The organism is Streptomyces sp. WP-1, assembly GCF_030450125.1.
GTDB classification, from domain to species: Bacteria; Actinomycetota; Actinomycetes; order Streptomycetales; family Streptomycetaceae; genus Streptomyces; species Streptomyces incarnatus.
Map to the genome: position 1 here is coordinate 6,954,428 of NZ_CP123923.1, position 25,050 is coordinate 6,979,477.

Consider the following 25,050-nt stretch of genomic DNA (forward strand, 5'->3'; position numbering starts at 1 on the left):
CGCCACCAGCACGGACACGACGAAAGATGCATGACGCAATGATAGCGGAGGGGTGCGCTGGGCGGCCGGCTTCGGTCCGGTCACCGCCGGCGCGGGCCCCTGCGAAGGGCGTCAGCCGTTCAGAGCCCGGCGCGTCGCCACCCCGATCAGCGCGGCGACGGCGGCCAGCGCGGCCACGCTGGTGAGCGCGGTGGGCAGCGAGAACCAGTCGGTCATGAACCCGATCATCGGCGGCCCGAGGAGCATGCCGCCGTACCCGAGAGTGGAGGCGATCGCGACGCCGGACGCCCCGGCCAGCGCGCCCGCCCGCTCGATGGCGACCGGGAAGATGTTGGCGAGCCCGAGCCCGGTGACCGCGAAGCCGGCCAGCGCCGCCCACACCGACGGGGCGAGCGAGCCGAGCAGCATGCCCACCGCCGCGACCGAGCCGCCGGCGATCACCGTGCGGGCCCGGCCGAGGCGGCCCAGCAGCGCCGTGCCCGAGAGCCGCCCGGCGGTCATGGCGAGCGCGAAGCAGGCGTACCCGGCCGCCGCCGTTCCCGTGGACGCCGTCAGGTCCTGCCTGAGGTGCAGCGCGCCCCAGTCGGCCATGGCGCCCTCGCCGTACGCGTCGCACAGCGCGACCAGCCCGAATCCCACGACGAGCCACCGCCCGGCGACCCGGGCCGCCCGGCCGGTACCGGCCGCCATGGGCTCCCGGTCGTCCCCGGGCGGAACCGGGGGCTCGTGCCGCAGCAGGCTCCGCCCGGCGACGGCCGTCACGAGCAGCCCGAGCACGGTGATCCCGAGCAGATGGCGGGTGGGGGAGAGGTGCGCGGCGACCAGCCCGCCGACGCCCGCGCCGACCATGCCGCCGAGGCTGAACGCGGCGTGGAAACCGGGCATGATCGGCCGTCGTACGGCGGCGACGAGATCGACGGCGGCGGCGTTGAAAGCGACGTTCACGCCCCCGTACGCGGCGCCGAAAACGAGGAGTACGGCGCCGAGCGCGAGCGCGGAGCGGGTGAGCGGGGGGAGGGCGACGCTGAGGGCGAGGACGACCATCCAGACCACGGTCACCGGATGGCTGCCGTAGCGTCGGCACAGGCGCCCGGTCAGCATCATGGTCAGCACGGCCCCGGCGGACACACCGAGCAGCGCGAGCCCGAGGGCCCCGGCGGAGGCGTGGGTCTGGTGCTTGATGTCCGGGATCCGCACCACCCATCCGGAGAAGATGAACCCGTCCAGCGCGAAGAACGCGGTGATCGCGACCCGCAGCCCGACGAACTCCCGGCCCGGCACGACGCTGTGCGTTCGGGTTTTGTTTATTAGCGGCACAAACTCAGCGTAGGGGGCGTCCGAAGCGCGGGGCAAGGGGGTTGTCCCGAGGCCCCCTACCCCCGGGCCCCATGAACGCGGCCGTGGGCACGACCGCCGTGCCGGACTTGATCGCCAGGTGTGCCGAGTCGGTGGGCAGCGGCGACTTCGCGGGGGTCGGGGAGCTGTTCGCCGACGCGGTGTTCATCGGCAGCGGGGAACCGGCCGAGGCGCCGAGGCCGTCGAGAGGATGCTCAGGGAGACCATGATCCTTTACGAGGACGGCACGCCCCGGACGCACCATGCCGTGTCGAATCTCGTCGTGGAGGTGGACGAGGACTCGGGTGTCGCGACCGCGCGTTCCTGCGTCACCGTGTTTCAGGCTTTGCCGGAGCTGCCGTTGCAACCCATCGCCGCGGGGCGGTACCGGGACCGTTTCGAACGCGGGGGAGGGCGGTGGCGGTTCGTGGAGCGGAGGGTGCGGGTTCATCTTGTGGGGGACGTGAGCGGGCACTTGCGGGTGTAGGGGGGCGGCAAACGCATCGCGGCCCTCCTGCCCGCCCTGCTGCGGTCCTTCTGCCTCTACCTGCAACGGTGCCAGTACTGAGCACCGAGCCATCGCCGCATTCCTGCGGCGGGGGCTCTTCGCCATGTCCGTGGTGGGCAACGCGGAAAGCACCGCTCGTCCGCCTTGGGGCGGCAGACGAGCAGGCCTTCCCGGGCTTCAGATCGCCCAGGAGTCCGCCGGGCGGTCCAGCCAGGCACGCTGGCTGTGCGCGGTGACGGTGAGACCGAGGCGTTCGTAGCCCGGTTCCCCGGCCGCCCGCCACCAGGTGAGAGCCGTCGCGACCTCGTCCCACAGCCGCCGGGGCCCGGACTGCCACACCGTGGCCTCCTCGCGGCCGTCCTGGAACATGACGCACGCCCAGGACCGGTCCGTCAGCCCGTAGAACCACACCGGCCGAGCGCCGTCCCGCTTGTCCGCCACCTGCTGGCGGCAGTTGCGCACCATCAGTCCCACAGCGAACCGCCGGGCGGCGAACTGGCCGCCGTCTCCGAGTAACTGCTCCTCGGTGACGGTGGTGGTGCCGCAGTCGGCGCCGTCCACCCCGTTCGGCACGTAGATGTCGTGGCCGGCGAACGGGGAGCGCTGGGAGCGCAGCTTCATGAACTCGACCGGCCCCAGGAAGCGGCCCACGGCAGTTCCGCCGTCCTCGGACACGCGGAGCCGTACGAGCGCGTCCTCGTTGCCGAAGTGCGTTCCCCACGGGGCGAGGATCATCCCGCCGGGAGCGTCCCGGAGCCACGCGGGCGGGATCCGGCGGACACCGGCCGTGGCGATGATCCGGTCGTACGGCGCTCCCATCTCGTCGCCGTCCGTGCCGTCTCGGGTCAGAACCCGCCCGAGCAACTGCTGAGCCGCCAGACGGTCACGAGCGGTGTCGGCCACCTTGGGGTCGATCTCGATGCTGACGATGTTCTCCACCCCGAGACGATGGGCCAGGAGCGCCGCGCTCCATCCGGTCCCGGTACCGACCTCCAGGACGTGATGTCCGGTCTCGACCTCCAGGGCCGACAGCATGCGGAAGACGACTGACGGCATGGATGCGGACGAGGTGGGCACATTGCCGCGCCCCTCGCTCACGCCGTCATCCCACTGGGTGACGATCGGCACGTCCGCGTTGGCATACGACGACCACAGGTCCGGCTCGTCACGCCGGTCCACGGTGACAGTGGTGCCGGTGTCCATGTCGAACGGCCAGATCACATCCGGCAGGAAGGCGGCCCGGTCGACGGCGGCGAACGCCGGGAACCAGTCCGCCGCCAGGTGCTTGCGTTCGAGGAGGGAGCGGCCCAGCTCGGACCGTTCCCCCTCCACTCCGATGAGTGCCATCTCAGCCGATCATCCGCGGGCCGCCGTCGGGGGACGGAGGGGTCGGCGGCAGGGGCCACGGTGAACCGGGCAGCTTGCCACCGTTCCCGCCTTGGCCGCCTCCGGCCGTCCGCCAGGTGAGCGACTCCTTCATCGTGTACCTCTTCGTGTTCATGCTCCTCGCCACCGACCCTGGTGGGAAGGCGGCCTCCGTCCCGACGGGACGGAAGATCATGGGCTCTCCCGGAACAGGCGGCGGCCTATAGCCGCCGGGCGACGCCCTCCGGGAGAAACCGGTCCCGTGCCCTGCGCTGGGCCCACACGTCTGAGTCGTCCGGCAGTTCGGCGTACTTGGGGCAGAGGGGGCAGTCGGCACTGTGCGGCGGGTACTTCGTCCAGGTGGCCGGCGGCGATGTGCCGCGCGAGGTTGATCTGCTCGGCGAAGAAGTCATCGTCCGCCGCGACCTTCTTGGCCACGCGCACCAGCCGCTGCCGCCCTCATCCGTCGCCCACCGACGCCGGGTGCCATCGCAGCCGATCCAACGCCGAGGCGCAATAACCCCGTTGGGTAGGCATCCCCGTTCTCAACAGCACATCAGGCGGTGGCGTTTGTCATGTCGACGCTCCCTCTCGGGTTCGAGCGTTGGCCATGCCCCGGGAGGTCTCAACCACCTCGCCCGGGTCCGGTCTCGACCGTAGAGGCGTCCGAGAGGTACCGCCGACCGTAATCCGGTCGCTATGTCAGGCAGCCAAGATGCCTACCCTGTCCGCGAGTTCTGCGGCCCTGCGCCGACGAGGTGCCTGTGTCGACTCAACTTCCTCCAGAAGGATTGCCCGCGCGTACCCGTTGTAACGGATGGTCTCGGGTGCGGCCTCGAACGCCTTCTCCAGTGAGGCGATGGCGACGTCCGGCTGGTTGTCCAACTGGTATCCGCGGGCCTCCTCGATCCTGTGACGGGCGCGGCGTGGGCGGGACTTGATGACGCTCCGGTCAGCTCTGGCGGCCTGCCGAACAGACTCACCGCCCTGACGTAGTTCGACGGCGACGGTGACCGCATGCGCGCCCAGGACGGCACGGCAGAACGATGTGACGGGGTGGTAGTAGTCGCTGGGCAACCGGGCGGCCATGTCGTTCGCCCTGTCCCAGTGCCGCCACGCTGTGCCGGTCTCCCGGCGGCGAGCCGCGGTGTAGCCCAGCTCGAACTCCAGGGCTCCGGTGATGGCAAGAACGTCGTCGCCGGCCTCAGGAAGAAGGGGCTCCAGGAAACGAACCGCTTCAAGATTTACGGCGTCGGCGGCATCGTAGTGGCGAGGCCCGTTATCCCGGTGGGCTTGGGCAAGAAGCCACGCCGCGACGCCGATCGTGTGCGGGTCTTCGCTTTCCTGGGCAGCGATCATGCCGCGCTCCGCAACGCGCCACAGCAGGGAGCTATCCGGCTGGTACGCGATGAAGAACTGCGACAGAGAATATATCTGGCCCAGCAGTGCCTGTGCAGCGCGGCGGTCTGCTGCGCTTTCCGCATGCCGCACGAGGGCCTGGGCGTCGCGGAGGAGGTCGGGCAGCAGCTTGCCGATGGCCTCCCTGTGGTTCTTCGACGCGTGCCGCGCCTTCCATGCAGCGTGCAGTCGGGCCTCAAGGTGTGCGACGGGTGGTGGCTCGACACCTGCGGTGAACTGGAAGGAATCGATGGCGGCCTTGACGGCGGCGAGGCGCGGATGACCGGGGCCGATAAACAGATCAACATGCCCGTCAGGTCGTCCGGTGAGATCCGCGAGGTCCCGCACCCGAAGGATCTCGGCTATGCGTAGAACGGTGTCCAGGCCGGGTGCTTTCTGCTGCCCGTTCTCGATCTTGCGGTACGTGTGCGGTGAGATGCCGAGGAGATCAGCTACTTGGAGCCGGGTCATCCCTCGACGTTCGCGCAGGACTTGCACCCTCTGGCCAAACTTCAGCGGGTCGGCGTACGGGTCCGGAGTAGCATTGGAAGACATCACGGCCTTGCCCCTCCCAGCAGCTTCGTCATTGCCAGCGTAGGGGCCAGGCTGCTTTCTTGTGGGATACCTGACGCAGGCCCTTACGGCCTCCGAGCGACGCGCCCTCAGTACTGCCATGTCTTCCATCACGCGCGACGCCACCACGACAAGGCCACGGCCGTCAGTACAGAATGATCACGTGCTTGCTCCTCGGCTGCTGTGGTGCGATCCTCCGCCCATCCACCAGTTCAACCGGCGGGAGGCTTGCGGAGAAGGCTCGCACCTCGTGCTGTTCGTGGGCGGACGGCTAGCACGCGTCGATGGGCTTGGGGCGTATGCGTCATTCGGTCCGGGCGGTTGTTCTCGATGAGGAGGACCGCGTCCTGCTGTGCCGGTTCGTCATTCCGAAGCCGAAGCCGAAGCCGAAGCCGAAGCCGAAGCCGAAGCCGAAGCCGAAGCCGAAGCCGGCCGGGCCGATCGTTGTGTGGGCGGCGCCCAGGGGAGGCGTGGAGGCCGGTGGGTCCGTTCTTGTCGCGTTGTGCCGGGAGCTGCGGGAAGAGGTGGGGCTCACCGCTGACGCCGAGCCGCCGCAGGTCTGGCACCAGGAGGTCATCAGCCCTGGGTACGCGGTGGGTTATGACGGGGTGATCAATGACTACTTCCTGGTGCGCGCCACGTCGTTCCGGCCGGAGCGGTGCGGCTCGGTCGGTGAGCCGGGTGTCCGGGTAGGTCATGGCCGACCCGTGAAGTAGACGGTCGACGCGATGGCGAGGAGCAGGTACACGCCGGGGAACGCGATGTTGTGCAGGACGTGCGCGCGGACGTGGGTGATGATCGCGCCGGTGAAGAACGCGGTCAGGCCGGCGCCCGCCGCGAGGCCCAGCCAGGGTGCGCCGGCCAGGCCGGCGGCGAGGCCGAGCGCGCCAGTGAGCTTCAGGGTGGCCAGGTAGGGCACGGCGGTGGGCGGGACGCCGACCAGGGCGGCGTTGGCGGAGACGAACCGGGCCCTGCGGTAGTCGGCGATCGCGATGAGAGCGTTGGCGGCGACGCACAGGACGGTCAGGGCGCAGGTGATCGGTAGACTCATGAGGGTCTCCTTGGGGTGCGAACAGGAATGGGCTGAACCGACCCTCCCGACGTTCGCGAGCTCCGAAAGGTGACACCCGTGCCGATCACGGTCGAGGACTTCGAGGCCGCCAGGCCTCAGCTGCTGTCGGTCGCCCACCGCATGCTGGGCTCGGTCCATGACGCCCAGGACGCCGTCCAGACCGCGTGGCTGCGCGCGGCCGCCGGGCGCGGCTCACAGCGGATCGGGAATCCGGCCGGGTGGCTCACCACCGTCACGGCCCGGGTCTGCCTGGACGAGCTGCGCGCCCGCCGCCGTCGCGGCGAAGCACCGCTCCGCGCGGACGCGATCCCCGCCGAGCAGTTGTCCGCCGACGAAGCGGTCCTGCGGGCCGAGAACGTCTCGCGCGCTCTGCTGGTCCTCCTGGAGCAGCTGACCCCGCCCCAGCGCATCGCCTACGTCCTGCACGATCTGTTCGCCGTGCCGTTCGACCAGATCGCCCAGGTCCTCGACGGGACGGTGCCCAGCGCCAAGAAGCACGCGAGCCGGGCCCGGCAGCGCCTGCGCTCCCCGGCACTCGTCGAGGAGAGTAGACGAGCAGCGGACCGTGAGATCGCCGAGGCGTTCCTGGCCGCGGCCCGTACCGGCGACACCCGGGCGATGATCCGGCTCCTGGCACCCGACAGCGTGCGTGACGCCGACGCGGCGCTCCTTCCGCCCGGGGCCCGTACCGTCGTCACCGGCGCGACCGCCGTCGCCACCGAGACCGTGCGGTTCGCCGACCGTATCCGGGCGATCTGCCCGCTCACCGTCAACGGCGTCCCCGCGCACCTCATCGCACCCGGCGGCCACCCCCTCGCGGTCCTCCACGTCGGCACCGGCGGTGGACAGGTCACCCGGATCACCCTGCGGCCGGTACGGCCTTCGGACGTCCTCACGGCACGTGCGGTGCCGTGAACCGGTGAAGTGGGGCCCGGACGTGGGGGTTTGGCCGGATGGCGGGCCGAATCGGCATGCCGGTCGGTCGCGTTGTGTTCGTACGCGTGTATGGGTTCGGCAATCCGGTCCGGATACAGGTCGGTTAATGCTTGCTCACGCGCTGGTTGCAACGGGGTGAGCGCGTCATGATGGGCCCATGACGTTGGCCTCGCGCGCATGCGCGCAACTGGCGACCTGGCCGGACCTGAGACAGGCCGTGCCGAGCTGCGGTCAGGGACAGGCGGTGGTCTCCGCCAAGGGTGAGATCGTCCACTTCCACTCCGACCGCGATGTCGATCTGCGGCTGACCGACCGGGCCATCCGGCGGTTCGCCAGGGATCTCAAGCGCTCCGGCGTGATCAGGATCGTGCCCGGCTCGCCGTGGGTGACCCTGCGCCTCGACGCCGCGAGCGATGTCGATCTGCTGCTGACCCTGGTCAGCGTGGCGCTCCAGGCGCAGCAGTCCCCGCCCGACACGGCCGACCGCCCCCTGATGGGCTGCAACGACCAGCGCGGCGCGGGGTTCGTGAAGGTGGACCTCGGCGCCTTCTGGTAGCCGGACGGCTCCCGCGTCATACGGCGACGACGCGGACCCCCGCCTCCTCGAAGCGGTGGACCGTCTCCCGGTCCACCGCCGTGTCCGTCACCAGGGTGTCCACCAGGTGCGCGGGGCAGATCCGGGCGAACGCCCGCTGGCCCAGCTTGCTGGAGTCCGCGGCGACCACGACCCGTTCGGCGCGCTCGCACAGCAGCCGGTTGATCGCCGCCTCCGCCTCGTCGTGCGCCGCCGCGCCGTGCACCACGTCGAAGGCGACCACCCCGAGCACCGCGACGTCCAGCCTGATCTGCCCGAGCACCCCGTCCGCGAGCGGCCCGATCAACTCGTACGACTGCGGGCGGGCCACCCCACCGGTGACCACGATCTTGAACTGGGGCCGCACCGCCAGCTCGTTGGCGATGTTGAGCGCGTTGGTGACCACGGTCAACGCCGGGGAACCGGTGGCCAGATCACCGCGCACGGCGAGGGCGCGGGCCACCTCCGTGGTCGTCGTACCCCCGGTCAGCCCCACCGCCTCGCCCGGCGCGACGAGATCGGCCACCGCGGTGGCGATGCGCTGCTTCTCGGAGGCACGGCGTGCCGTCTTGTAGCGCAGGGGCAGTTCGTACGACACCCCGTGCACCACCGCGCCGCCCCGGGTGCGGACCAGCATCTGCTGCTCGGCGAGCTGGTCGAAGTCCCGCCGGATCGTCGCCGCCGACACCGCCAGCTCCGCTGCCGCCTCCTCGACGTCCAGCCGGCCGCGCTCCACGAGCAGTTCCAGCAGCGCCTTCCACCGGGCGTCCCGGGACATCCGCGGCCTCCGTTCTCCGATCGTTTCTCGACTCGCTTCCCCGACCGGTGACCCTAGCGCACCCCCGTGGTGCGCCCCCGGTCCCACCGGAATGCTTGATTGTGCTCGAAAGCTCGCTATATCTTGCAGGAACAATCAGCCAGGCCAGGGGAGGGTATGGGCATGACCCATGTCGAGGACGAGCTGAACAGCCAGCCCGCGTGCTGGACGCGGGCCGCCGAGGAGGCGGGACGGCACCGGGACGCGCTGCCGGCGGCGGGCGAGCGGGTCGCGGTCGTGGGCTGCGGTACCTCGTACTTCATGGCGCAGGCGGTGGCCGCCCTGCGCGAGGGGGCCGGGCAGGGCGAGACCGACGCCTTCGCCGCCTCGGAGTTCCCGTACGGACGGTCGTACGACCGGGTGATCGCCCTCACCCGCTCCGGCACCACCACCGAAGTACTGGAACTGCTGGGCCGGTTGAGCGGTACGGCGGCCCGCACCACGGCGGTCACCGCCGACCCGGCGACGCCCGTGACGAGCGCCGCCGATGATCTCGTGGTGCTGGACTTCGCCGACGAACGCTCCGTCGTCCAGACCCGGTTCGCCACCACCGCCCTCACCCTGCTGCGCGCTCATCTCGGCCTGCACACGGACTCCGTCGTCGCCGACGGACGCACCGCGCTCACCACCCGTCTTCCCCAAGGGCTGGTGGAATGCACCCAGTTCACTTTCCTGGGGCGCGGCTGGACGGTCGGACTCGCGAACGAGGCCGGGCTGAAGATGCGCGAGGCGTCCCTGTCCTGGACCGAGGCGTACCCGGCGATGGAGTACCGGCACGGCCCGATCAGCATCACCACGAAGGGCACCGCCACCTGGATGTTCGGCGAGGCGCCCGAGGGGCTCGCCGAACAGGTACGGGACACCGGCGGGTTGTGGGTCGGGGGCGGCCTCGACCCGCTCGCCGAACTCGTCCGCGCCCAGCGGCTCGCGGTCGCCGTCGCCGCCGCGCGCGGCCTCGACCCGGACCGGCCGCGCCACCTCACGCGCTCGGTGATCCTCACAGCGGATGCGGCGGATGCGGCGGATGCGGCGGATGCGGCGGATGCGGCGGATGCGGCGGATGCGGGGGGACGCGGCGGATGCGCCGGGCTCGGCGGGCTCGGCGGATATGGCGGGTGCGGCCGATGTGGCTGATTCCGCCGGTACTGGTGGGGCGGTCGGATCCCCCGGGTTCCCCGGGCCCCGCGACCCCCGTGACGCCCCCGAGGCCGCCGCCTCCGCCGACCCCTCCCTTCCCTCCGACCCCGCCTGACCCGTACCCCGTCGTACCCGCCGCACCGCGCCCCGGAAGGACACCCGAAGTGCCCCTCGCGCCCACCGGCGAGCTGGTCGCCCGCGCCGTCGAAGACCGCTCGGCCGTCGCCGCGTTCAACGTCATCACGCTGGAACACATCGAGGCCGTCATCGCCGGCGCCGAGGCGGCCGGTGCCCCCGTCGTCCTCCAAGTCAGCGAGAACGCGGTCAAGTTCCGCTACGGACGGCTGCTGCCGCTCGCCCGCGCGGCCGGTGCCGCCGCCGAACGGGCCGCCGTACCCGTCGCGTTGCACCTGGACCATGTGCAGAGCGACGACCTGCTGCGCCAGGCGCCCGGCGCCGGGTTCAGCTCGGTGATGTACGACGCGGCCCGGCTGCCGTACCCCGACAACCTCGCCGCGACCCGGGCCGCCGCCGACTGGGCGCACTCCCAAGGGCTGTACATCGAGGCCGAGTTGGGGGAGGTCGGCGGCAAGGACGGGCGGCCACCGCTGGACGCGCACGCGCCCGGCGCCCGTACCGACCCCGCGCAGGCCCGGGACTTCGTCGGCGGCACCGGGGTCGACGCCCTGGCCGTCGCCGTCGGCAGTGTGCACGCCATGACCACGCGCACCGCCGCCCTCGACCACGCCCTGCTCAAACGGCTGTCCGCCGCGCTGCCCGTCCCCCTGGTGCTGCACGGCTCCTCCGGCGTACCGGACGGCGGTCTGGTCGAGGCGGTCGCGGGCGGCATCGCCAAGGTCAACGTCGGCACCGCGCTCAACATCGCCATGACCGGCGCGATCCGGGAGTTCCTCGCCGCCCACCCGGAGGCGGTCGACTCCCGCAAGTACCTCAGCGTCGGCCGGGAGGCGATGGCCCTGGAGGTGCGGCGCCTGATCTCGGTCGTGACCGGCGCCGCCGGGTCCGCTATGCCTTCTTGACCGCCTTCAGCAGCACGAACTTCGGGTCGCCGGCCACGAGTTCGCAGTTGCCGAACACCCGCTTCAGGGTGATGTGGTAGCCCAGGTGGCGGTTGCCGATCACCAGCAGTTCGCCGCCCTCCCGCAGGGCGCGCCGCGCGCCGGTGAACATCCGCCGCGCGGTCGCGTCCGTCGTCGCCTGGTGGGAGTGGAACGGGGGATTGTTCAGGACGAGGTCCACACTGTCGGGCGCCACCCCGGTGAGCCCGTCGCCGACCCTGAACTCGGCATGCCCGGGTACCCCGTTGGCCTTGTAGGTGGCCTCCGCGGCGGCCACCGCCTGGAACGACTCGTCCACGAACAGCACTTCGGCCGCCGGGTCGGCCAGCGCCACCGCCGTACCGACCACGCCGTTGCCGCAGCCGAGGTCCACCACCCGGGCCGGGCCGGGGCCCGGCAGGTGCTGGAGCAGGAAGCGGGTGCCGATGTCCAGCCGGTCGGCGCAGAAGACGCCCGCGTGGTTGACGACCGGGCGGCCGGAGATCGCGCCGACACCGGCGGGAAGGTCGTAGCGGTACGGCCACGGGTTCGCGGGCCGCTCCATCGCCGGGTCGGGAGTGCAGAAGATCAGGCGGGCCTTCTGCCGGGCCAGGGAGGTGCGGGTCGGGCCGAGGATCCGCTCGAAGAGCTGAAGCGTGGAGGTGTGGATCTCCTTCACCATGCCGGTGCCGATCACCACCGTGCCCGGGTGCACGGCGGGCGCCAGCCGCAGCAGCTGGTCCTCCAGCAGCGCCAGGCTCTTCGGCACCCGCACCAGCAGCACGTCGATCCGCTCGGGCGGCTCGTCCTGGGTGGTCAGCAGCTGGACCGCGCCCGGTTCGACACCGGCGCGCGCCAGGTTGGCGCGGCTCGCCTCCTGGCCGAGGAAGGAGTCGGTGATCTGCGTCGGCCGGTGCTCCGCCAGCGCCGTCACCAGCGCGCCCCAGCGGTCCCCGAGCACCACCACCTCGCCGGTCAGCGGCACGTGCTCCGCCGCCAGGTGGCGCAGCAGATACGCGTCGGAGGCGTCCCAGGCACGCAGCCGGTCGCGGGGATCCTCGGGGAAGCGGGACAGCTCGACCTCGCCCCACGGTGTCGTCATACGGTCGCTCATCGCGCTCCAGGCTAGCGGAACCGCAGATCAGGGCCCGTACGACCGGAGCCCCATGGGGACTTCTCGGACACGAAGCGGCCACCGAGAACGGCTGCTTGTCGGCTTGCGTTCTCCTCCTGCCGGTAGCGGCTCCTGCCAGTAGCGGCTCGTAGCGGGATCGGCTCGTACTGGCATCGGCCCGTTCCGGCACCGGCCCGTACCAGCATCGAGCCGTACCGGCACCGGCCCGTCCCCGGCCACCGGCCCATCCCGGCACCGAGCCGTACCGGTGGCGCGGGCGGCCTGGCGCGCCGGTCCGCGGCCTCAGCCCGAGCCGCCGACCAGCGCCTCCCCTAGCGGGGTGCGCCGGTAGAGCACCGACCGTCCGGAGCGCGCGCGGACCAGCAGCCCCGCGGCGCGCAGGATGGCGAGATGGTCACCCACCGCGCCCGGCGCCATGGCGAGGCTGCGCGCGAGATGGCTGGTGCTGGCCGGGGCGTCCAGCGCCACCAGCAGCCGGGCCCGGGCCCGGCCGACCAGGGCGGTCAGCGCGTCCGGTCCGGGCACGGTCTCCGGCGCCTCCCACAGGGCGGCGGTGCCACGGGCGGGATAGACCAGGGTCCTGGGCCAGGGGTCTTCCAAGTGGGCGGCGACGGACGGCCCGACGCAGACCGAGGGGATCAGCAGGAGCCCGTCCCCGACCAGGCGGGCCGTGCCGCCCCGGGGGAAGAAACCGAGCTCGATGCCGCCCGCGCGCCAGACGATGCCCGGATGCAGGCTCTCGATGGCCACGGCCCAGCCGTGCTCGCCGATCACCCCCACCCGGTGCACGACATCGCGCTCGCAGATCGCCCGCAGCTGCGGCCAGTCCCCGGCGAGCAGCTCCCGCCAGGCACGGTCCATCGCCTCGGCGATCCGGGGGACCGCGTCCGCCGAGTCCAGCACCGCGCGGACCCGGGGGGCACGGCCGGCCGGCCGGGCCGCGGCGGCGGCGAGTTCACGGCGGGCGGCGGCCGGTGGAGTGGCCCGGATCGCGGCCAGGTCGTCCGCCCAGGTCTGGCCGAGGCCGCGCGGCGGCGGGGCGACGAAGTCGGCGCCGGATCGCGCGGTGTGCAGCGCGAGGAAGGCGTCCAGTTCGGTCTCCCGGCGCAGCCGTTCGAAGGCCGGCCAAAGCCGGGTCGCCCAGGCGCGCGGCAGTGGCCGGTTCCGGCCGTCGAGCGAGCGCAGCAGCGCGGACAGCTCCATCGCGGGCGACAGCGCGAACCGGCTGCGCAGCAGGTCCTCGACGGAGACTTCGAAGCGGAGCACCCGGTCACGCTATCGCGGGACGCCGCCCGCTTCGTTTCGTGTAGGGACGAATCATTGGCGGCCACAGGGGGCGTACGCCGAGGCTGTCCGGCGTGACCACGACCGCCGAACCCGCCCGGGACGACCACCGGGCCACCTACCGGGAAGTGCTGGCCGAGCCGCGCTTCCGGCTGCTCTTCACGACCCGCGCCGTCGCGATCACCGCGGACTCGCTGCGGATCACCACGTTCTCGGTGCTGGTCTTCACCGCCACCGGCTCCGCGCTGTTCAGCGCGCTGGCCTTCGGCATCAGCTTCCTGCCGCAGCTGTTCGGCTCGCTGCTGCTCGGCTCCCTGGCCGACCGGCTGCCGCCCCGCGCGCTCATCGCCGGCGGCTACGCCCTGGAGTGCGCCGCCGCCGCGCTGCTCGCCCTGGTACGGATGCCGATCGCGGCGAGCCTCGGCGCCGTGGCCCTGATCGCGCTCGCCACCCCGCTGTTCAGCGGTGCGTCCAGTCGGCTGGTCGCGCGGTGGCTTCAGGGCGACGCCTATGTACTGGGCCGCTCGCTGAACAACATCGCCTCCTCCGGCGCGCAACTGTTCGGCCTTGCGCTGGGCGGCGCCGCCGTCGCGGTGCTCGGCGCCCACCGGGCGCTCGCGGTGAGCGCCGCCCTCCACCTCGGCTGCGCGCTCGCCGTCCGCCTGCGGCTGCCCCGGCTGGAGCCGGACGTGACCGGCGGCGCCCGGGGCGACGGCGGGGCCGTCCGGGCCAGCCTGCGCGGCGCCGGTCTGCTGCTGCGCGGTCGTACGGTACGACGTCTGATGCTGGCCCAGTGGCTGCCGTCGGCGTTCGTGGCGGGCGCGGAGGGACTGATCGTCGCCTACGCGGGCGGGCGGCACTTCGCGCCCGGCTGGTACGCGGTGCTGATGGGCTGTCTGCCGGTCGGCATGCTGACCGGCGACCTGCTGGTGGGCCGGCTGCTGCGGCCGCCCACCCGGGAGCGCCTGGTGGTCCCGCTGGTCGCCCTGATGGGACTGCCGCTGATCGGCTTCGCCGCCGAGCCCGGCGTGGGCGTCTCGTGCGCTCTGCTGCTGCTCACCGGCTCCGGCTTCGCCTACGGCCTCGGTCTGCAACGACCCTTCCTGGACGCCCTGCCGGGGGACGGCCAGGGCCAGGCCTTCGGTCTGCTCGGCTCCGGCAACATGACACTCCAGGGCGTCGGCCCGGCCTGCTTCGGCTCGGTCGCCGAGGGCATCGGCACGGGCGGCGCGATCGCCCTGGCGGGGGGAGCCGCAGTGCTGACCGCGGGCTGGATCCTCGGCTGGCGGCAGGAGCCGTGAGGCAGGATGGGGAACGTGGACGCGGAACTGTTCCCCCGGGAGCGCGCGGAGATCGCGCCGGGCGCCGCGCACGTCCCGGACTGGCTGCCGGCCGAGCGGCAGCGAGAACTCCTCGCCGCCTGCCGGGACTGGGCGCGGCCCCCGGCCGGGCTGCGCACCGTGCGCACCCCGGGCGGCGGCACCATGACCGCCCGCCAGGTCTGCCTCGGCCTGCACTGGGGCGTCGTACGCGCCTGCCCGGCCTGCGGACGGCCCCTACGGGACAACCCCGAGTGCCCCGGCCCGCATCAGTACCCCTACGCGTACACCCCTACGGCCGCCGACGGCGACGGCGCCCCCGTCAAGCCCTTCCCCGGGTGGCTCGGCGAGGTCGCCCGGAGCGCGGTGGCCGACGCGCTCGGCCCCACGGCCGTACCCGGGCCGCCGTACGACATCGCGCTGATCAACTTCTATGACGGCGCCGCCCACATGGGCATGCACCGCGACAGCGAGGAGCGGGCCGACGCGCCGGTGGTCTCGCTGAGCCTCGGCGACACCTGCGTCTTCCGCTTCGGCAACACCGCGACGCGGACCCGGCCGTACACCGACGTCGAGCTGCGCAGCGGCGACCTGTTCGTCTTCGGCGGTCCCGCCCGCGCCGCCTACCACGGGGTGCCCCGCGTCCACCCGGGCACGGCACCGCCCTGGCTGGGGCTGGCCGGGCGGCTGAACATCACGCTGCGGGTGAGCGGGCTGTGACGGCGGCGCGGGCCCCGAGCGATGCGGATCATGGGAGACTCGCCCTCATGAGCGGCAAGGCGGAACCCCGGGCGGCGGGGGAGAGGACCACCACGAGGGCGCGGCTGGACCGGGGGCGGAGCGCGCTCGGGCCCGCGCTGGAACTGGTGCACACCGGGCGGGCGCCGACCCGGGCCGTGCTCACCGCCGAACTCGGCGTCACCCGGGCCACGGCCGGCGCGGTCGCCGCCGAACTGGAGGCCCTCGGCCTGATCCGGGTGGACGCCCGCCCCGCCGCCGCGGCCGGCTCCCAGGGCCGCCCCTCGCACCGGCTCGATGTCGCCGAGGAAGGCCCGGTGGCGCTGGCCGCGCAGGTGCACGCCGACGGCTTCCGGGCCGCGCTGGTCGGCCTCGGCGGCCGGATCGTGGCCACCGCGCCCGGCTGCGAGACCGTGGCCGCCGACCCGGCGAAGGTGCTCGGCTCGGTGGTCGAGGCGGGCGCGGAACTGCTGCGCACCACCGGCCGCCGCTGTGTCGGCGCCGGGCTCGCCGTGCCGTCCGCCGTCGCCCAGCCCGAGGGCCTCGCCCTCAACCCGCTGCACCTCGCCTGGCCCGTCGGGGCGCCGGTCCGCCGGCTGTTCGAGGAGTGCGTGCGCGCGGCGGGCATCGAGGGTCCCGCGTTCACCGGCAACGACGTCAACCTCGCGGCGCTCGCCGAACACCGGCACGGCGCGGGCCGGGGCGCCCGCGATCTGCTGTGCGTGGCCACCGGGCACCGGGGCGTCGGCGGCGCGCTCGTCCTCGACGGCCGCCTGCACACCGGCAGTTCGGGACTGGCGCTGGAGGTCGGGCACCTCACCGTCAACCCCGAGGGCCGCCCCTGTCACTGCGGGGGCCGGGGCTGCCTGGACGTCGAGGCCGATCCGCTGGCGCTGCTCGTGGAGGCCGGCCGTGAGCCGGGCCCCGAGGACTCGCTCCTGAAGCAGGCCGACGATCTGCTGCGCAACCAGTACGACGACCCCGCCGTGCGCCGTGCCGCCGAGGCGCTGATCGACCGGCTGGGCCTCGGACTCGCCGGTCTCGTCAACATCCTCAACCCCGACCGGATCATCCTCGGCGGCCTCCACCGCACCCTGCTGGACGCCGATCCGAGCCGGCTGCGCGCGGTGGTCGCCGACCGCAGCCTGTGGGGCCAGAGCGGCGGCGTCCCGATCCTGCCGTGCACCCTCGACCACAACAGCCTGGTCGGCGCCGCCGAACTGGCCTGGCAGCCGGTCCTGGACGACCCGCCGGCCGCACTGCGCTGAACGCCCTCGGCAGGGGGGAGCCAAGCCCGCCGCTCGGCCACGGCACGCCACCAGCCGGGCGGGGAGGGCCCGTTGACGCGAGCGGTCGGCTGCCCGGGGCGCAGCCCGAGCCGCCACAGGGCGTCGGCGCCACCCGCACGTCCCGGCACCTTCCCGTGCGCGGCGACAGTGGTCCACTCGTGGTCCGCCGAAGTCACAGCCCGTCTCTCACGCCCAGTCGACGGAGAACGCCTTCCCCGGGTGTTCGGTGAGGATCCGGTCGACCAGTTCCGTGCCCAACTCCGCCGCCAGGCGCGGACGCAGGCGGCGCAGCAGGTACGGCATTCCCGGGCCGCCGTCGACCGAGCGCGCCCCGGCGGTCACCGTGTCGCCCCCGAGCAGCAGACGGTCGCCGAAGCCGGCCTCCGCGAGGGCGCGGGCGCCGGCCGGCATCTGCCAGTCGGTGGCGTGATGGCTGCGCGAGGGGCCGTCGAAGGCGAGCCAGCAGCCCGAGGCGGCGGCCTGCCGCTGGGTCACCGGGTCGGGGAAGCGGTTCAGGTGACCGAGGATCACCCGGTCGCCGGGAACGCCCAACTCGCCGCAGAGCAGATCGAGTACGTCGAGCGCGCCGGTGCCCAGCTCCAGGTGGACGGCGATGGGCGCGCCGGTCGCGTGGTGCGCCTCGGCCGCCGCCGCCATGGTCCAGCGGGCGTGCGCGTCGAGCGCGTGGAAGCCGCCCGCCACCTTGATCAGCCCGGCCCGCACTCCGGTCGTACCGATGCCCTCGGTCAGCTCGGTGACGAACACCTCGGCCAGCCGGCCGCGCAGCCCGTCCAGCAACTCCGGTGCCACGTGCGGGGCTTGATGCAGACCCGTCGCGCAGACCAGGTGCACCCCCGTGGCCCGGGACAGGGCGGCGAGGTCGGCCGCGCGGCGGCCCATGCCGTGCGGTGTCCACTGCACGACGGCGGCACCGCCCGCCGCGCGGAACGCCTCCAGTTCGGCCCGCGCGGCGGCGACGTCGTCCAGTTCCCTGCCCGGCAACTGCCTGCTGCGCAGGAAGAGATGGTCGTGCGCGTCGCACACGCCCAGCTCCTGCGGGCGGATGTCGCCGAGGACCGTACGGATCACCAGTGCCGCCCGCGCGGAAGCCGGTCGCGGCCGGGGGCGGACAGATGCAGCACCCGGTAGAGATCGCCCTCGGCCTTCGGGGCGTCGTGCTCCCAGAGGGAGAAGTGGACCAGCTCCCAGCGGTGCGGGTCGGCGGCCGTCGCGGCCAGCACGGCACCGTCCTCGGCCGCCAACTTCTCTGCCGCACCAGCCGCTTCCTCCATCAGGGACGGCAAGTCGGCCCCGTCCGGGACCGGTTGCCGCCGCCGCACGGCGAACGCGGCACGGCCGCCGGAGCCCTCCGCGTAACCGAGGCCCGTCCACCGGCGTACGGCCGGACGCCCGAAGTCGTCGGCCAGGCGCTGGAACCCGCCGCCCCACAGGAAGCGGTTCATGCCCTCGACCGTGCGCCACAGGTAGAACGGCGCGTACTGGTTGACCGGCGAGCCCTGGACACCGCGCTCCCGCAGCAGATACGCCTTGAGGCCGAGCCCCTCCCAGTCGTCCAGCAGATGCCCGAGGCGCTCGACACGGGCGCGGATGATGTCCGTGTCGTAGTCCGCGGGCAGCGTCACCTCGTACTGCATGGCATGCATCAAATGGCCCTTTTCCTCAGGCGGTTCAGGGGGTTCGTGGCGCGAGAAGGGCGAGCAGACCGTCGACGGCCGCGTCGAAGGCGGCGGGGGAACCGGCGGCGCGGGCCAGCACATAGCCGCCCTGCACGGTCGCGAGGATCGTCGCGGCGATCCGCCCGGCGTCCAGCTCCGGCGCGAACTGCCCCTGCCGCTTGCCCTCTTCGACGATCCCGGCGATCCGCTCCCGGATCGCGGCGATGGTCTCCGTCACCGGGGCGCGCAGCTCGTCACTGGCGATCACGTCCGGGTCCATGGTCAGCCGCCCGACCGGGCACCCGCGCAGCACCTCCCGCTCGCGGCGCAGATACGCCTCGATGCGCTCGTACGGCGTGCCGGGGCCTGCCAGCGAGCGTTCGGCGGACGCCCGCAGCTGCTCGGCGGTGCGCCGGATCGCCGCCAGCGCGAGGTCCGGCTTGCCCTTGAAGTGGTGGTACATGCTGCCCTGCCCCGCGCCCGCGCGCTCCAGGATCGCCTTGGGGCTGGTGCCCACATAGCCGCGCTCCCAGAGCAGGTCGCGGGTCGACTCGATGAGTCGTTCGGAAGTGCTCATGGGAGCAGTGTACATACTGGTAGATACAGAAGTGCTTTTCCTGATGCTTGCCCTGCTTGCCCTGCTTGGCCTGCTTGTCCTAGCGGTTGTCCTGGAGGCGTAGGGGTGCTCGTCCTACGGGTGGGCGGGGGACGGCGGGCGGTTCGTCGCCGCTCGCCGTCCCCCGCGCGCATCGCGCATCGCGCGCCGCGTACCCGCCCACCGGCCCGGCTCAGCCCGCCGCGACCGGCGCGCGTGGTGGGGCCGACGGGACCGCCGAAGCGACGACAGCCGCCGCGACCGGTGTGGGCATCGGCTGGCGCTCCGGGGCGCGGTACGGCACCCGGGCCGGCTGGCCGGGCGTCGCGGGCAGGGTGAACCAGACGACCTTGCCGTTGTCGCCGTCCGGCCGCGCGCCCCAGCTCTCGCTGACCGCGGCGACCATGGCGAGGCCCCGCCCGCAGGTGGCGAGCGGTGTGGTGTCCTCCGCGTCCGCGTCCGCCTCGTCGGCCGGCACGGGCAATCGCGGATCGTGATCGCGTACCGACACGGTGAGCCGGTCCGGTCGCAGCTCCAGCTCGACGGTGCACGACTTGTCGGGCCTGGCATGCCGGTGGACGTTGCTGAGCAGCTCCGTCACACCGAGCGCGGCCCGGTCTATCAACGGGTCCAGATGCCAGTAGCGCAATTGCGCAGATACGATTCTGCGGACCTGGCCGATCCGCGACGGCAGGGCTTGGAGCTCCACCGTGCAGTGCCTGCTTGGGTGACTGATCACGGCTGCGACTCCCCGGTATGAGGTCCGGAACGGAACCGGAAAACACGGAGAACAACGGATCCAGCAGGCCCCCTGGGAAAGCGGCCGCCTGCTGTCGGTGGCCGGCGGGCTGGTTCGCAGCGTTGTCGCCGGTAAACCCAGAGTGACGTGAGACCAGCGTGGCGCAGGGGGCGGAGTGATGCAACTCGCCGCGTCCGGATGGATACGGATGGTGGTTTCGGGTGGCGGGGGAGGGACCGGTGTCCGGGGCCGGGGTCGTGCCGGGCGCCCGAACACCGCGTGTCATGCGGAGGTTTGACGCCGCGCGGGCCGGTGTGCACCGCGTGCCACCCCGGCGCCGTACGCCGCCCGGACATCATGTGCCGACCGGGCACCGAGTGCCGTCGAACGCCGTCGCCTCCGCCGCGAGCCCCGTTCAGCCGCCGCGTCCCGCCGCCCGGCGGACCGCCTCGATGAAGCGGCGGGCCGCGGGGGTGCCCGGTTCGCCCGGGGCGGGGTCCTGCTCGGCCAGGGTCAGCAGATACCGCTGGCCGTTGATGTCGGCCAGCGCCTTGTCGTCCGGGGCGTACCACGGCTTGGAGGCGCGCACCGCCTGTACCGGCGCGCTGTCGATCTCGCTGCCGTAACTGTTGAGCAACTCCACCCTGCCGTCGTTGATCCGGACCTGTCCGGCCCGGGTGAGAGAGCGCATGCGTTTCCCGATCCGCACGCCCTTGGCCGTGAACTCCGGCTCCGCCATCCCTCGCCGCCCCCTTGCGCGCGTGTTCCCGTGTTCCGGTTGTGCGCCCCCGTCCGCGTACGGGGCCGATGTCCCGTACGCGTGCAGTCTGCCGCGCCACGGCACGGAGCACCAGTGCGCGCGGGGCGCGCACAGCAGCGGCCCGGAGCGCGCGCGGCGGCACACCCCGGACTCTCGTACGCCTGTGCCCCAGGGTCTCTTTGGGCCGCCCAAAGATGCGTTTATGCAGGTGGGAAGCGGTCTGAAAGATGCTTATGCTCGAACGTGCCGGCCCGCCCGAGGCGCCGTCGGCGCGGAGCGTAAGGAGCACCGACGTGAGCATCACCCACCAGACCCGGACCGGCGCCACCCTCGATGTCGACCGTACCGACCCCGCCTACCGCGACTGGCTGAAAGAGGCCGTCCGCAAGGTACAGGCCGATGCCAACCGCTCGGCCGACACCCACCTGCTGCGCTTTCCGCTGCCCGAGCGCTGGGGCATCGACCTCTATCTCAAGGACGAGTCGACGCACCCCACCGGCAGCCTCAAGCACCGCCTCGCCCGCTCGCTGTTCCTCTACGGCCTCTGCAATGGCTGGATCCGCCCCGGCCGACCGGTGATCGAGGCGTCCAGCGGCTCCACCGCCGTCTCCGAGGCGTACTTCGCCAAGCTGATCGGCGTGCCCTTCATCGCGGTCATGCCCCGCACGACCAGCGCCGAGAAGTGCCGCCTCATCGAGTTCCACGGCGGCCGCTGCCACTTCGTGGACGACTCCCGGAAGATGTACGAGGAGTCCGCACGCCTCGCGGTGGAGACCGGCGGCCACTACATGGACCAGTTCACCTACGCCGAGCGGGCCACCGACTGGCGCGGCAACAACAACATCGCCGAATCGATCTTCCGCCAGCTGGAGTTGGAGCGGTTCCCGGAGCCGGCGTGGATCGTCGCCACGGCGGGCACCGGCGGCACCTCGGCGACGCTCGCCCGCTATGTGCACTACATGCAGTACGACACCCGTGTCTGCGTCGCCGACCCGGACAACTCCTGTTTCTTCGAGGGCTGGACCAGTGGTGACCCGGACGTCACCTGCGACTGCGGCTCCCGGATCGAGGGCATCGGCCGGCCGCGCATGGAGCCGAGCTTCGTGCCGGGCGCGATCGACCGGATGATGAAGGTCCCGGACGCGGCCAGCGTCGCCGCCGTACGGGCCCTCGAAGGGGTCATCGGCCGCAAGGCGGGCGGCTCCACCGGGACCGGGCTGTGGAGCGCGCTGAAGATCGTCTCCGAGATGGTGGCCGAGGGCCGTACCGGCAGCGTCGTCACCCTGCTGTGCGACCCGGGCGACCGGTACCTCGACAAGTACTACTCGGACGCGTGGCTCGCGGAACAGGGCCTGGACATCGCGCCGTACACATCGGCCATCGAGACGCTGCTGGCCACGGGGGTCTGGCCCGAGTGAGCGACCGGCTCCGCCAGGCCCTCTCGTTTGGATCACGCCGGCTCGCCCCGAACGAAAGGCCCCCTCAGGCCGTGTCCGCGAGATCGCGCAGGGCCCCGGCCGAGGGGGAGCCGGGGTCGGCGGTGATCAGGACGACCTCCTGGTCGTCCTCGGGGACGAGCAGGACGTCGCAGTTCAGCCGCAGCCGGCCCGCCGCCGGATGGACGATCGTCTTGGTGCGGTGCCCGGGGGCGTGCACCGGCCGGGTCTCCCAGAGCCGGCCGAACTCCTCGCTGCCGGCGCGCAGTTCGGCCAGCAGGGCGGCGAGCCGGGCATCGTGCGGATAGCGGTCGGCGGCCCGGCGCAGCCGTGCCACCGCGATGTGCCCGAACTCCTTGGCGCCGGAGTTCTCGTGTCCGCCGCCCCCGCCGAGGAAGCGGCGCCGGGCGAGGTTGGTCGTCCCCTGTCCGAGGTCACCGCCCAGCAGGGCCTGGGCCAGCGGGTTCCAGGCGACGACCCCGTAGGCCGCGTCGGTGACGATCGCACCGGTCTCCGGCAGGCGGCGCAGCATCCGCTCCACGTGCGGGCGTACGTGCCGTACGGCGCCGGTGGCGGGCGGCGGCGCGGTCGTCCCGGCCAGCCGGAACAGATGGCTCCGCTCGGCCGGTGTCAGACGCAGCGCCCGGGCCAGCGCGTCCAGGACACGGGGCGACGGGCGGGGGCCGCGGGCCTGTTCCAGCCGCACGTAGTAGTCGACCGAGATGTGCGCCAGGTCGGCCACCTCCTCGCGGCGCAGGCCCGGGGTGCGGCGCGGGGAGCCTGTGGGGAGGCCGAGTTCCCGCGGGCGCAGGGCCGCGCGGCGCTCCCGCAGGAAGCGGGCCAGTTCGGGCCGCGCCATACCGCCTCATCTCCGTCCACCGCCTGGTACAGGTGATCCCTGGCACGATGGCCGGTGCCGGGGGACCGTGGGTGCCATGAACGATCGCACAGCACTGGTCACCGGTGCCAACAAGGGAATCGGCAAGGAGATCGCCCGCCTGCTCGCCGCCGAGGGATTCGCGGTGTACGTGGGCTCCCGCGACGCCGGGCGCGGGCGGGCGGCCGTCGAGGAGATCGGCGGCGGCGCGCGGCTCCTGGTCCTCGACGTGACGGACCCGGACGGCATCGCCGCGGCCGCGGACCAGGTGGAACGCCTCGACGTCCTGGTCAACAACGCGGGTGTCTCGCCCTCGCTCGCCCCGGCCACCGAGACCGGCACGGACGAGTTCCGGCGCACCTACGAGACCAATGTGTTCGGGGTCGCCGCGGTCACCAACGCCTTCCTGCCCGCCCTGCGCCGCTCCCCGCACCCCCGGATCGTCAACATCTCCAGCGGCACCGGCTCACTGACCTGGAGCACAAGGCCGAACCCCCAGTTCGCGCCCGGCGGCGGCGCGGCCGCGTACCGGTCCTCGAAGGCCGCCCTCAACGCCCTCACCGTCCTGTACGCCCAGACGCTGGCCGAGGACGGCATCAAGGTCAACGCGCTCGCCCCCGGACTGCGGGCCACCGACCTCAACCCCCGGGCAGCGGGAGCGAGCGGCGACCCGGCGGAGGCCGCCGAGGGCGCCGTACGCCTGGCGCTGCTCCCGGACGACGGGCCGACCGGCGCGTTCTTCTCCTGGGACGGGACGCCCGTGCCCTGGTGAACCAGGGACTCCCGCTCGGACCATGCCGGGCTGTCCGGCCCGGTCCGAGCGGGGCTGTCCGGCCTGGTTCGAGCGGGGCTGTGCGGCCTGTGCCCGGCCCGGTCCGAGCGGACGACCCTAGGCCAGGTGCCGGTCCAGCGCCCCGGCAGCCTGCCGGAAGGCGCGGCCCACGCCCGGCGCGGCCAGCCGGCAGCCGAGGCGGAACGCGGCGGTGCCGTCGAGCGCGCAGACCACCCGGATCCGGGTCCCGGTGCCGGACGGCGTCAGCCGCCACTCCTCGGCCCAGGCACGGGCACCCGGGGTGTCGGTCACATCGACGCGGTACGTGTACAGCTCGGACTTCTCCGCGGCCAGCACGGTCTCACGGTCTCCTTGAAGCGGATGCCGCCGCGCAGCCGGACATCGCGCCCGCCGTCCGTCGACCGGGCGGAGGCCACGGCCGGGAACCACCGCGGCCTGCTCGACACGTCCTCGGCGAGGGCCCGGTGGACGAGATCCGGGGCGGCGTTCATGTCCCGGCCGAACACCAGCCGTACGGGCGCGTGATCGACGAAGTCCGGGCCGACCGGACGCAGACGCTGGGCCATGGCGGCAACCCCCTCGTGAAGTCCCGCACCCAAGTGGCTCGTTGGGGCCCCTTCCATGCGGGCGGGCCGTCAGGGCAGCGCAGTTGACGCAGTGTCAGTTGTCCTCGACGGTGTCGCCGGGTTCCGTGGCGGTGTCGCCGTCCGCTTCCTCGTCTTCCTCGTCGCCCTCGGCCGTGTCCCCGATGTCCGGCTCCCCGGCCACGATCAGCCGCCGCAGCCGCTCGGCGACCTCGGTGCGCGCCTGCTGCGGCAGCCCCGAGTCGGTCACCAGGGTGTCCACCTGAGCCAGCGTGGCGAACGAACTGAGGCCCACCGTGCCCCACTTGGTGTGATCGGCGACCACCACCACGCGCCGCGCCGAGTGCACCAGCCGGCGGTTGGTCTCGGCCTCCGCCAGGTTCGGCGTGGACAGGCCCGCCTCGGCCGATATGCCGTGCACCCCGAGGAAGAGCAGATCGAAGTGGAGCGCGGCGATCGCCTGGTCCGCGACCGGGCCCACCAGCGAGTCGGACGGGGTGCGCACCCCGCCGGTCAGCACCACCGTGGCCGCGCCCTGGCGCTGCCCCGAGGTGCGCTGCGCCGCGTGGAAGACGTCCGCGACCCGCACCGAGTTCGTCACCACGGTCAGGTCCGGCACCTCCAGCAGATGCTGTGCGAGCGCGTAGGTCGTCGTACCGCCGGACAGGGCGATCGCGGTGCCGGGGGCGACCAGCTCGGCGGCGGCCCGCGCGATGTCCTCCTTGGCCGACAGCTCCAGACCCGACTTGGCCTCGAAGCCCGGCTCATGGGTGCTCGCCTCGACCACCGGGACCGCGCCGCCGTGCACCTTCTCCAGCACGCCCTGCCGGGCCAGCGCGTCCAGGTCGCGGCGCACGGTCATGTCCGACACCCCGAGCCTGCGGGTCAGTTCGTTGACCCGGGCGCCACCGCGGCGCCGGACCTCGTCCAGGATCAGGGCGCGGCGCTGCTCCGCGAGGAGGTGCTGATTCTCGCTCACGTACGCTCCGGTCCTTTCGCCGCCAAACCGTTCGACACACCCGGCGCGCCCGCCTGCGAGCAGTGCGTTCGTC

At 72.9% G+C, this 25,050-nt stretch carries 24 protein-coding genes and 2 pseudogenes; 11 read left to right on the forward strand and 15 right to left on the reverse strand.

From position 1 onward, the window contains the following. Positions 1 to 111: 111 nt before the first annotated feature. Positions 112 to 1,317, reverse strand: coding sequence for an MFS transporter (locus QHG49_RS30935; RefSeq protein ID WP_301492110.1), 1,206 nt, complete (start codon positions 1,315 to 1,317; stop codon positions 112 to 114). Positions 1,318 to 1,561: 244 nt separating this feature from the next. Here QHG49_RS30935 and QHG49_RS30940 point away from each other — a divergent pair, with 244 nt between their 5' ends. Further along, the gene (locus QHG49_RS30940; RefSeq protein ID WP_370530526.1) at positions 1,562 to 1,822 is read left to right on the forward strand and encodes a nuclear transport factor 2 family protein; all 261 of its coding nucleotides are present in this window, start codon (positions 1,562 to 1,564) and stop codon (positions 1,820 to 1,822) included. 198 nt (positions 1,823 to 2,020) lie between these two features. Here QHG49_RS30940 and QHG49_RS30945 read toward each other — a convergent pair whose 3' ends face one another. After that, positions 2,021 to 3,190 carry a methyltransferase domain-containing protein gene (locus QHG49_RS30945; protein ID WP_301492113.1) on the reverse strand — a complete coding sequence of 390 codons (1,170 nt, stop codon included), beginning with the start codon at positions 3,188 to 3,190 and terminating at the stop codon, positions 2,021 to 2,023. A gap of 720 nt (positions 3,191 to 3,910) precedes the next feature. Then, positions 3,911 to 5,161: a helix-turn-helix transcriptional regulator gene (locus QHG49_RS30950; protein WP_301492114.1), complete on the reverse strand. Its 1,251-nt coding sequence runs from the start codon at positions 5,159 to 5,161 to the stop codon at positions 3,911 to 3,913. Positions 5,162 to 5,478: 317 nt separating this feature from the next. On the opposite strand from QHG49_RS30950, the gene QHG49_RS30955 reads away from it, so the two are divergent. Beyond that, positions 5,479 to 5,895, forward strand: a complete 417-nt coding sequence (locus QHG49_RS30955) for an NUDIX domain-containing protein (RefSeq protein WP_301492116.1) — start codon at positions 5,479 to 5,481, stop codon at positions 5,893 to 5,895. Here QHG49_RS30955 and QHG49_RS30960 read toward each other — a convergent pair. Then, positions 5,874 to 6,230, reverse strand: a complete 357-nt coding sequence (locus tag QHG49_RS30960) for a DoxX family protein (protein WP_159698891.1) — start codon at positions 6,228 to 6,230, stop codon at positions 5,874 to 5,876. The two genes, QHG49_RS30955 and QHG49_RS30960, sit on opposite strands and share 22 nt — an antisense overlap. A 78-nt stretch (positions 6,231 to 6,308) precedes the next feature. Here QHG49_RS30960 and QHG49_RS30965 point away from each other — a divergent pair, with 78 nt between their 5' ends. Next, positions 6,309 to 7,166 (forward strand): sigma-70 family RNA polymerase sigma factor, encoded by an 858-nt coding sequence (locus tag QHG49_RS30965; RefSeq protein ID WP_301492117.1) that lies wholly within the window; start codon positions 6,309 to 6,311, stop codon positions 7,164 to 7,166. A 178-nt stretch (positions 7,167 to 7,344) separates the two neighbouring features. Next, positions 7,345 to 7,743 (forward strand): luciferase family protein, encoded by a 399-nt coding sequence (locus QHG49_RS30970; RefSeq protein ID WP_301492119.1) that lies wholly within the window; start codon positions 7,345 to 7,347, stop codon positions 7,741 to 7,743. 16 nt (positions 7,744 to 7,759) lie between these two features. Here the strand turns inward: QHG49_RS30970 and QHG49_RS30975 are convergent, their stop codons facing one another. Further along, complete coding sequence (locus QHG49_RS30975) at positions 7,760 to 8,539, reverse strand: DeoR/GlpR family DNA-binding transcription regulator (RefSeq protein WP_145492792.1); 780 nt, start codon at positions 8,537 to 8,539, stop codon at positions 7,760 to 7,762. 162 nt (positions 8,540 to 8,701) lie between these two features. Between QHG49_RS30975 and QHG49_RS30980 the strand changes: the two are divergent. Both QHG49_RS30980 and QHG49_RS30985 read left to right on the forward strand, forming a co-directional pair. Continuing rightward, positions 8,702 to 9,577 (forward strand): annotated as a pseudogene (locus tag QHG49_RS30980) (SIS domain-containing protein); the annotation flags it as partial. Between the two features lie 302 nt (positions 9,578 to 9,879). Further along, positions 9,880 to 10,755 (forward strand): class II fructose-bisphosphate aldolase, encoded by an 876-nt coding sequence (locus QHG49_RS30985; protein WP_159707907.1) that lies wholly within the window; start codon positions 9,880 to 9,882, stop codon positions 10,753 to 10,755. Here the strand turns inward: QHG49_RS30985 and QHG49_RS30990 are convergent. Together QHG49_RS30990 and QHG49_RS30995 are read right to left on the reverse strand one after the other, a co-directional pair. Further along, entirely contained in the window at positions 10,742 to 11,875 is a 1,134-nt protein-coding gene (locus tag QHG49_RS30990; protein WP_145492818.1) for a methyltransferase, read from the reverse strand. The genes QHG49_RS30985 and QHG49_RS30990 overlap by 14 nt on opposite strands. A gap of 315 nt (positions 11,876 to 12,190) precedes the next feature. Continuing rightward, positions 12,191 to 13,174 (reverse strand): helix-turn-helix transcriptional regulator, encoded by a 984-nt coding sequence (locus tag QHG49_RS30995; protein WP_301492124.1) that lies wholly within the window; start codon positions 13,172 to 13,174, stop codon positions 12,191 to 12,193. Positions 13,175 to 13,266: 92 nt separating this feature from the next. Between QHG49_RS30995 and QHG49_RS31000 the strand changes: the two genes are divergently transcribed. The 3 genes from QHG49_RS31000 to QHG49_RS31010 are packed head-to-tail and all read left to right on the forward strand — an operon-like array spanning position 13,267 to position 16,517. Then, entirely contained in the window at positions 13,267 to 14,493 is a 1,227-nt protein-coding gene (locus QHG49_RS31000) for an MFS transporter (RefSeq protein ID WP_159698880.1), read from the forward strand. 15 nt (positions 14,494 to 14,508) lie between these two features. Beyond that, positions 14,509 to 15,231, forward strand: coding sequence for an alpha-ketoglutarate-dependent dioxygenase AlkB (locus tag QHG49_RS31005; protein ID WP_145492798.1), 723 nt, complete (start codon positions 14,509 to 14,511; stop codon positions 15,229 to 15,231). A 47-nt stretch (positions 15,232 to 15,278) separates the two neighbouring features. Further along, on the forward strand, positions 15,279 to 16,517 hold the full coding sequence (locus QHG49_RS31010) for an ROK family protein (RefSeq protein ID WP_159698874.1): 1,239 nt from the start codon (positions 15,279 to 15,281) through the stop codon (positions 16,515 to 16,517). 207 nt (positions 16,518 to 16,724) lie between these two features. Here the strand turns inward: QHG49_RS31010 and QHG49_RS31015 are convergent, their stop codons facing one another. From QHG49_RS31015 to QHG49_RS31035, 5 genes are all read right to left on the reverse strand, one after another. Beyond that, positions 16,725 to 17,627, reverse strand: coding sequence for a phosphotriesterase (locus QHG49_RS31015; RefSeq protein WP_370530527.1), 903 nt, complete (start codon positions 17,625 to 17,627; stop codon positions 16,725 to 16,727). Beyond that, positions 17,624 to 18,202 carry a DUF4865 family protein gene (locus tag QHG49_RS31020; protein WP_301492126.1) on the reverse strand — a complete coding sequence of 193 codons (579 nt, stop codon included), beginning with the start codon at positions 18,200 to 18,202 and terminating at the stop codon, positions 17,624 to 17,626. Before QHG49_RS31020 ends, QHG49_RS31015 begins: the two co-directional genes overlap by 4 nt. A gap of 25 nt (positions 18,203 to 18,227) precedes the next feature. Beyond that, positions 18,228 to 18,791 carry a TetR/AcrR family transcriptional regulator gene (locus QHG49_RS31025; RefSeq protein WP_236576211.1) on the reverse strand — a complete coding sequence of 188 codons (564 nt, stop codon included), beginning with the start codon at positions 18,789 to 18,791 and terminating at the stop codon, positions 18,228 to 18,230. Between the two features lie 211 nt (positions 18,792 to 19,002). Next, positions 19,003 to 19,548 carry an ATP-binding protein gene (locus tag QHG49_RS31030; protein WP_301492128.1) on the reverse strand — a complete coding sequence of 182 codons (546 nt, stop codon included), beginning with the start codon at positions 19,546 to 19,548 and terminating at the stop codon, positions 19,003 to 19,005. A gap of 415 nt (positions 19,549 to 19,963) precedes the next feature. Continuing rightward, a complete protein-coding gene (locus QHG49_RS31035) occupies positions 19,964 to 20,287 on the reverse strand; it encodes a hypothetical protein (RefSeq protein WP_145492808.1) in 324 nt (107 codons plus the stop codon). Positions 20,288 to 20,601: 314 nt separating this feature from the next. Between QHG49_RS31035 and QHG49_RS31040 the strand changes: the two genes are divergently transcribed. Further along, on the forward strand, positions 20,602 to 21,726 hold the full coding sequence (locus tag QHG49_RS31040) for a PLP-dependent cysteine synthase family protein (protein ID WP_145492810.1): 1,125 nt from the start codon (positions 20,602 to 20,604) through the stop codon (positions 21,724 to 21,726). A 64-nt stretch (positions 21,727 to 21,790) separates the two neighbouring features. Here the strand turns inward: QHG49_RS31040 and QHG49_RS31045 are convergent, their stop codons facing one another. Continuing rightward, the gene (locus QHG49_RS31045; protein WP_301492130.1) at positions 21,791 to 22,603 is read right to left on the reverse strand and encodes a helix-turn-helix transcriptional regulator; all 813 of its coding nucleotides are present in this window, start codon (positions 22,601 to 22,603) and stop codon (positions 21,791 to 21,793) included. Positions 22,604 to 22,679: 76 nt separating this feature from the next. Between QHG49_RS31045 and QHG49_RS31050 the strand changes: the two genes are divergently transcribed. Further along, positions 22,680 to 23,393 carry an SDR family oxidoreductase gene (locus tag QHG49_RS31050; RefSeq protein WP_301492132.1) on the forward strand — a complete coding sequence of 238 codons (714 nt, stop codon included), beginning with the start codon at positions 22,680 to 22,682 and terminating at the stop codon, positions 23,391 to 23,393. 117 nt (positions 23,394 to 23,510) lie between these two features. Here the strand turns inward: QHG49_RS31050 and QHG49_RS31055 are convergent. Beyond that, positions 23,511 to 23,980: pseudogene (locus QHG49_RS31055) on the reverse strand (SRPBCC family protein). Positions 23,981 to 24,074: 94 nt separating this feature from the next. Beyond that, a complete protein-coding gene (locus QHG49_RS31060; protein WP_301492133.1) occupies positions 24,075 to 24,977 on the reverse strand; it encodes a DeoR/GlpR family DNA-binding transcription regulator in 903 nt (300 codons plus the stop codon). Between the last annotated feature and the right edge of the window lie 73 nt (positions 24,978 to 25,050).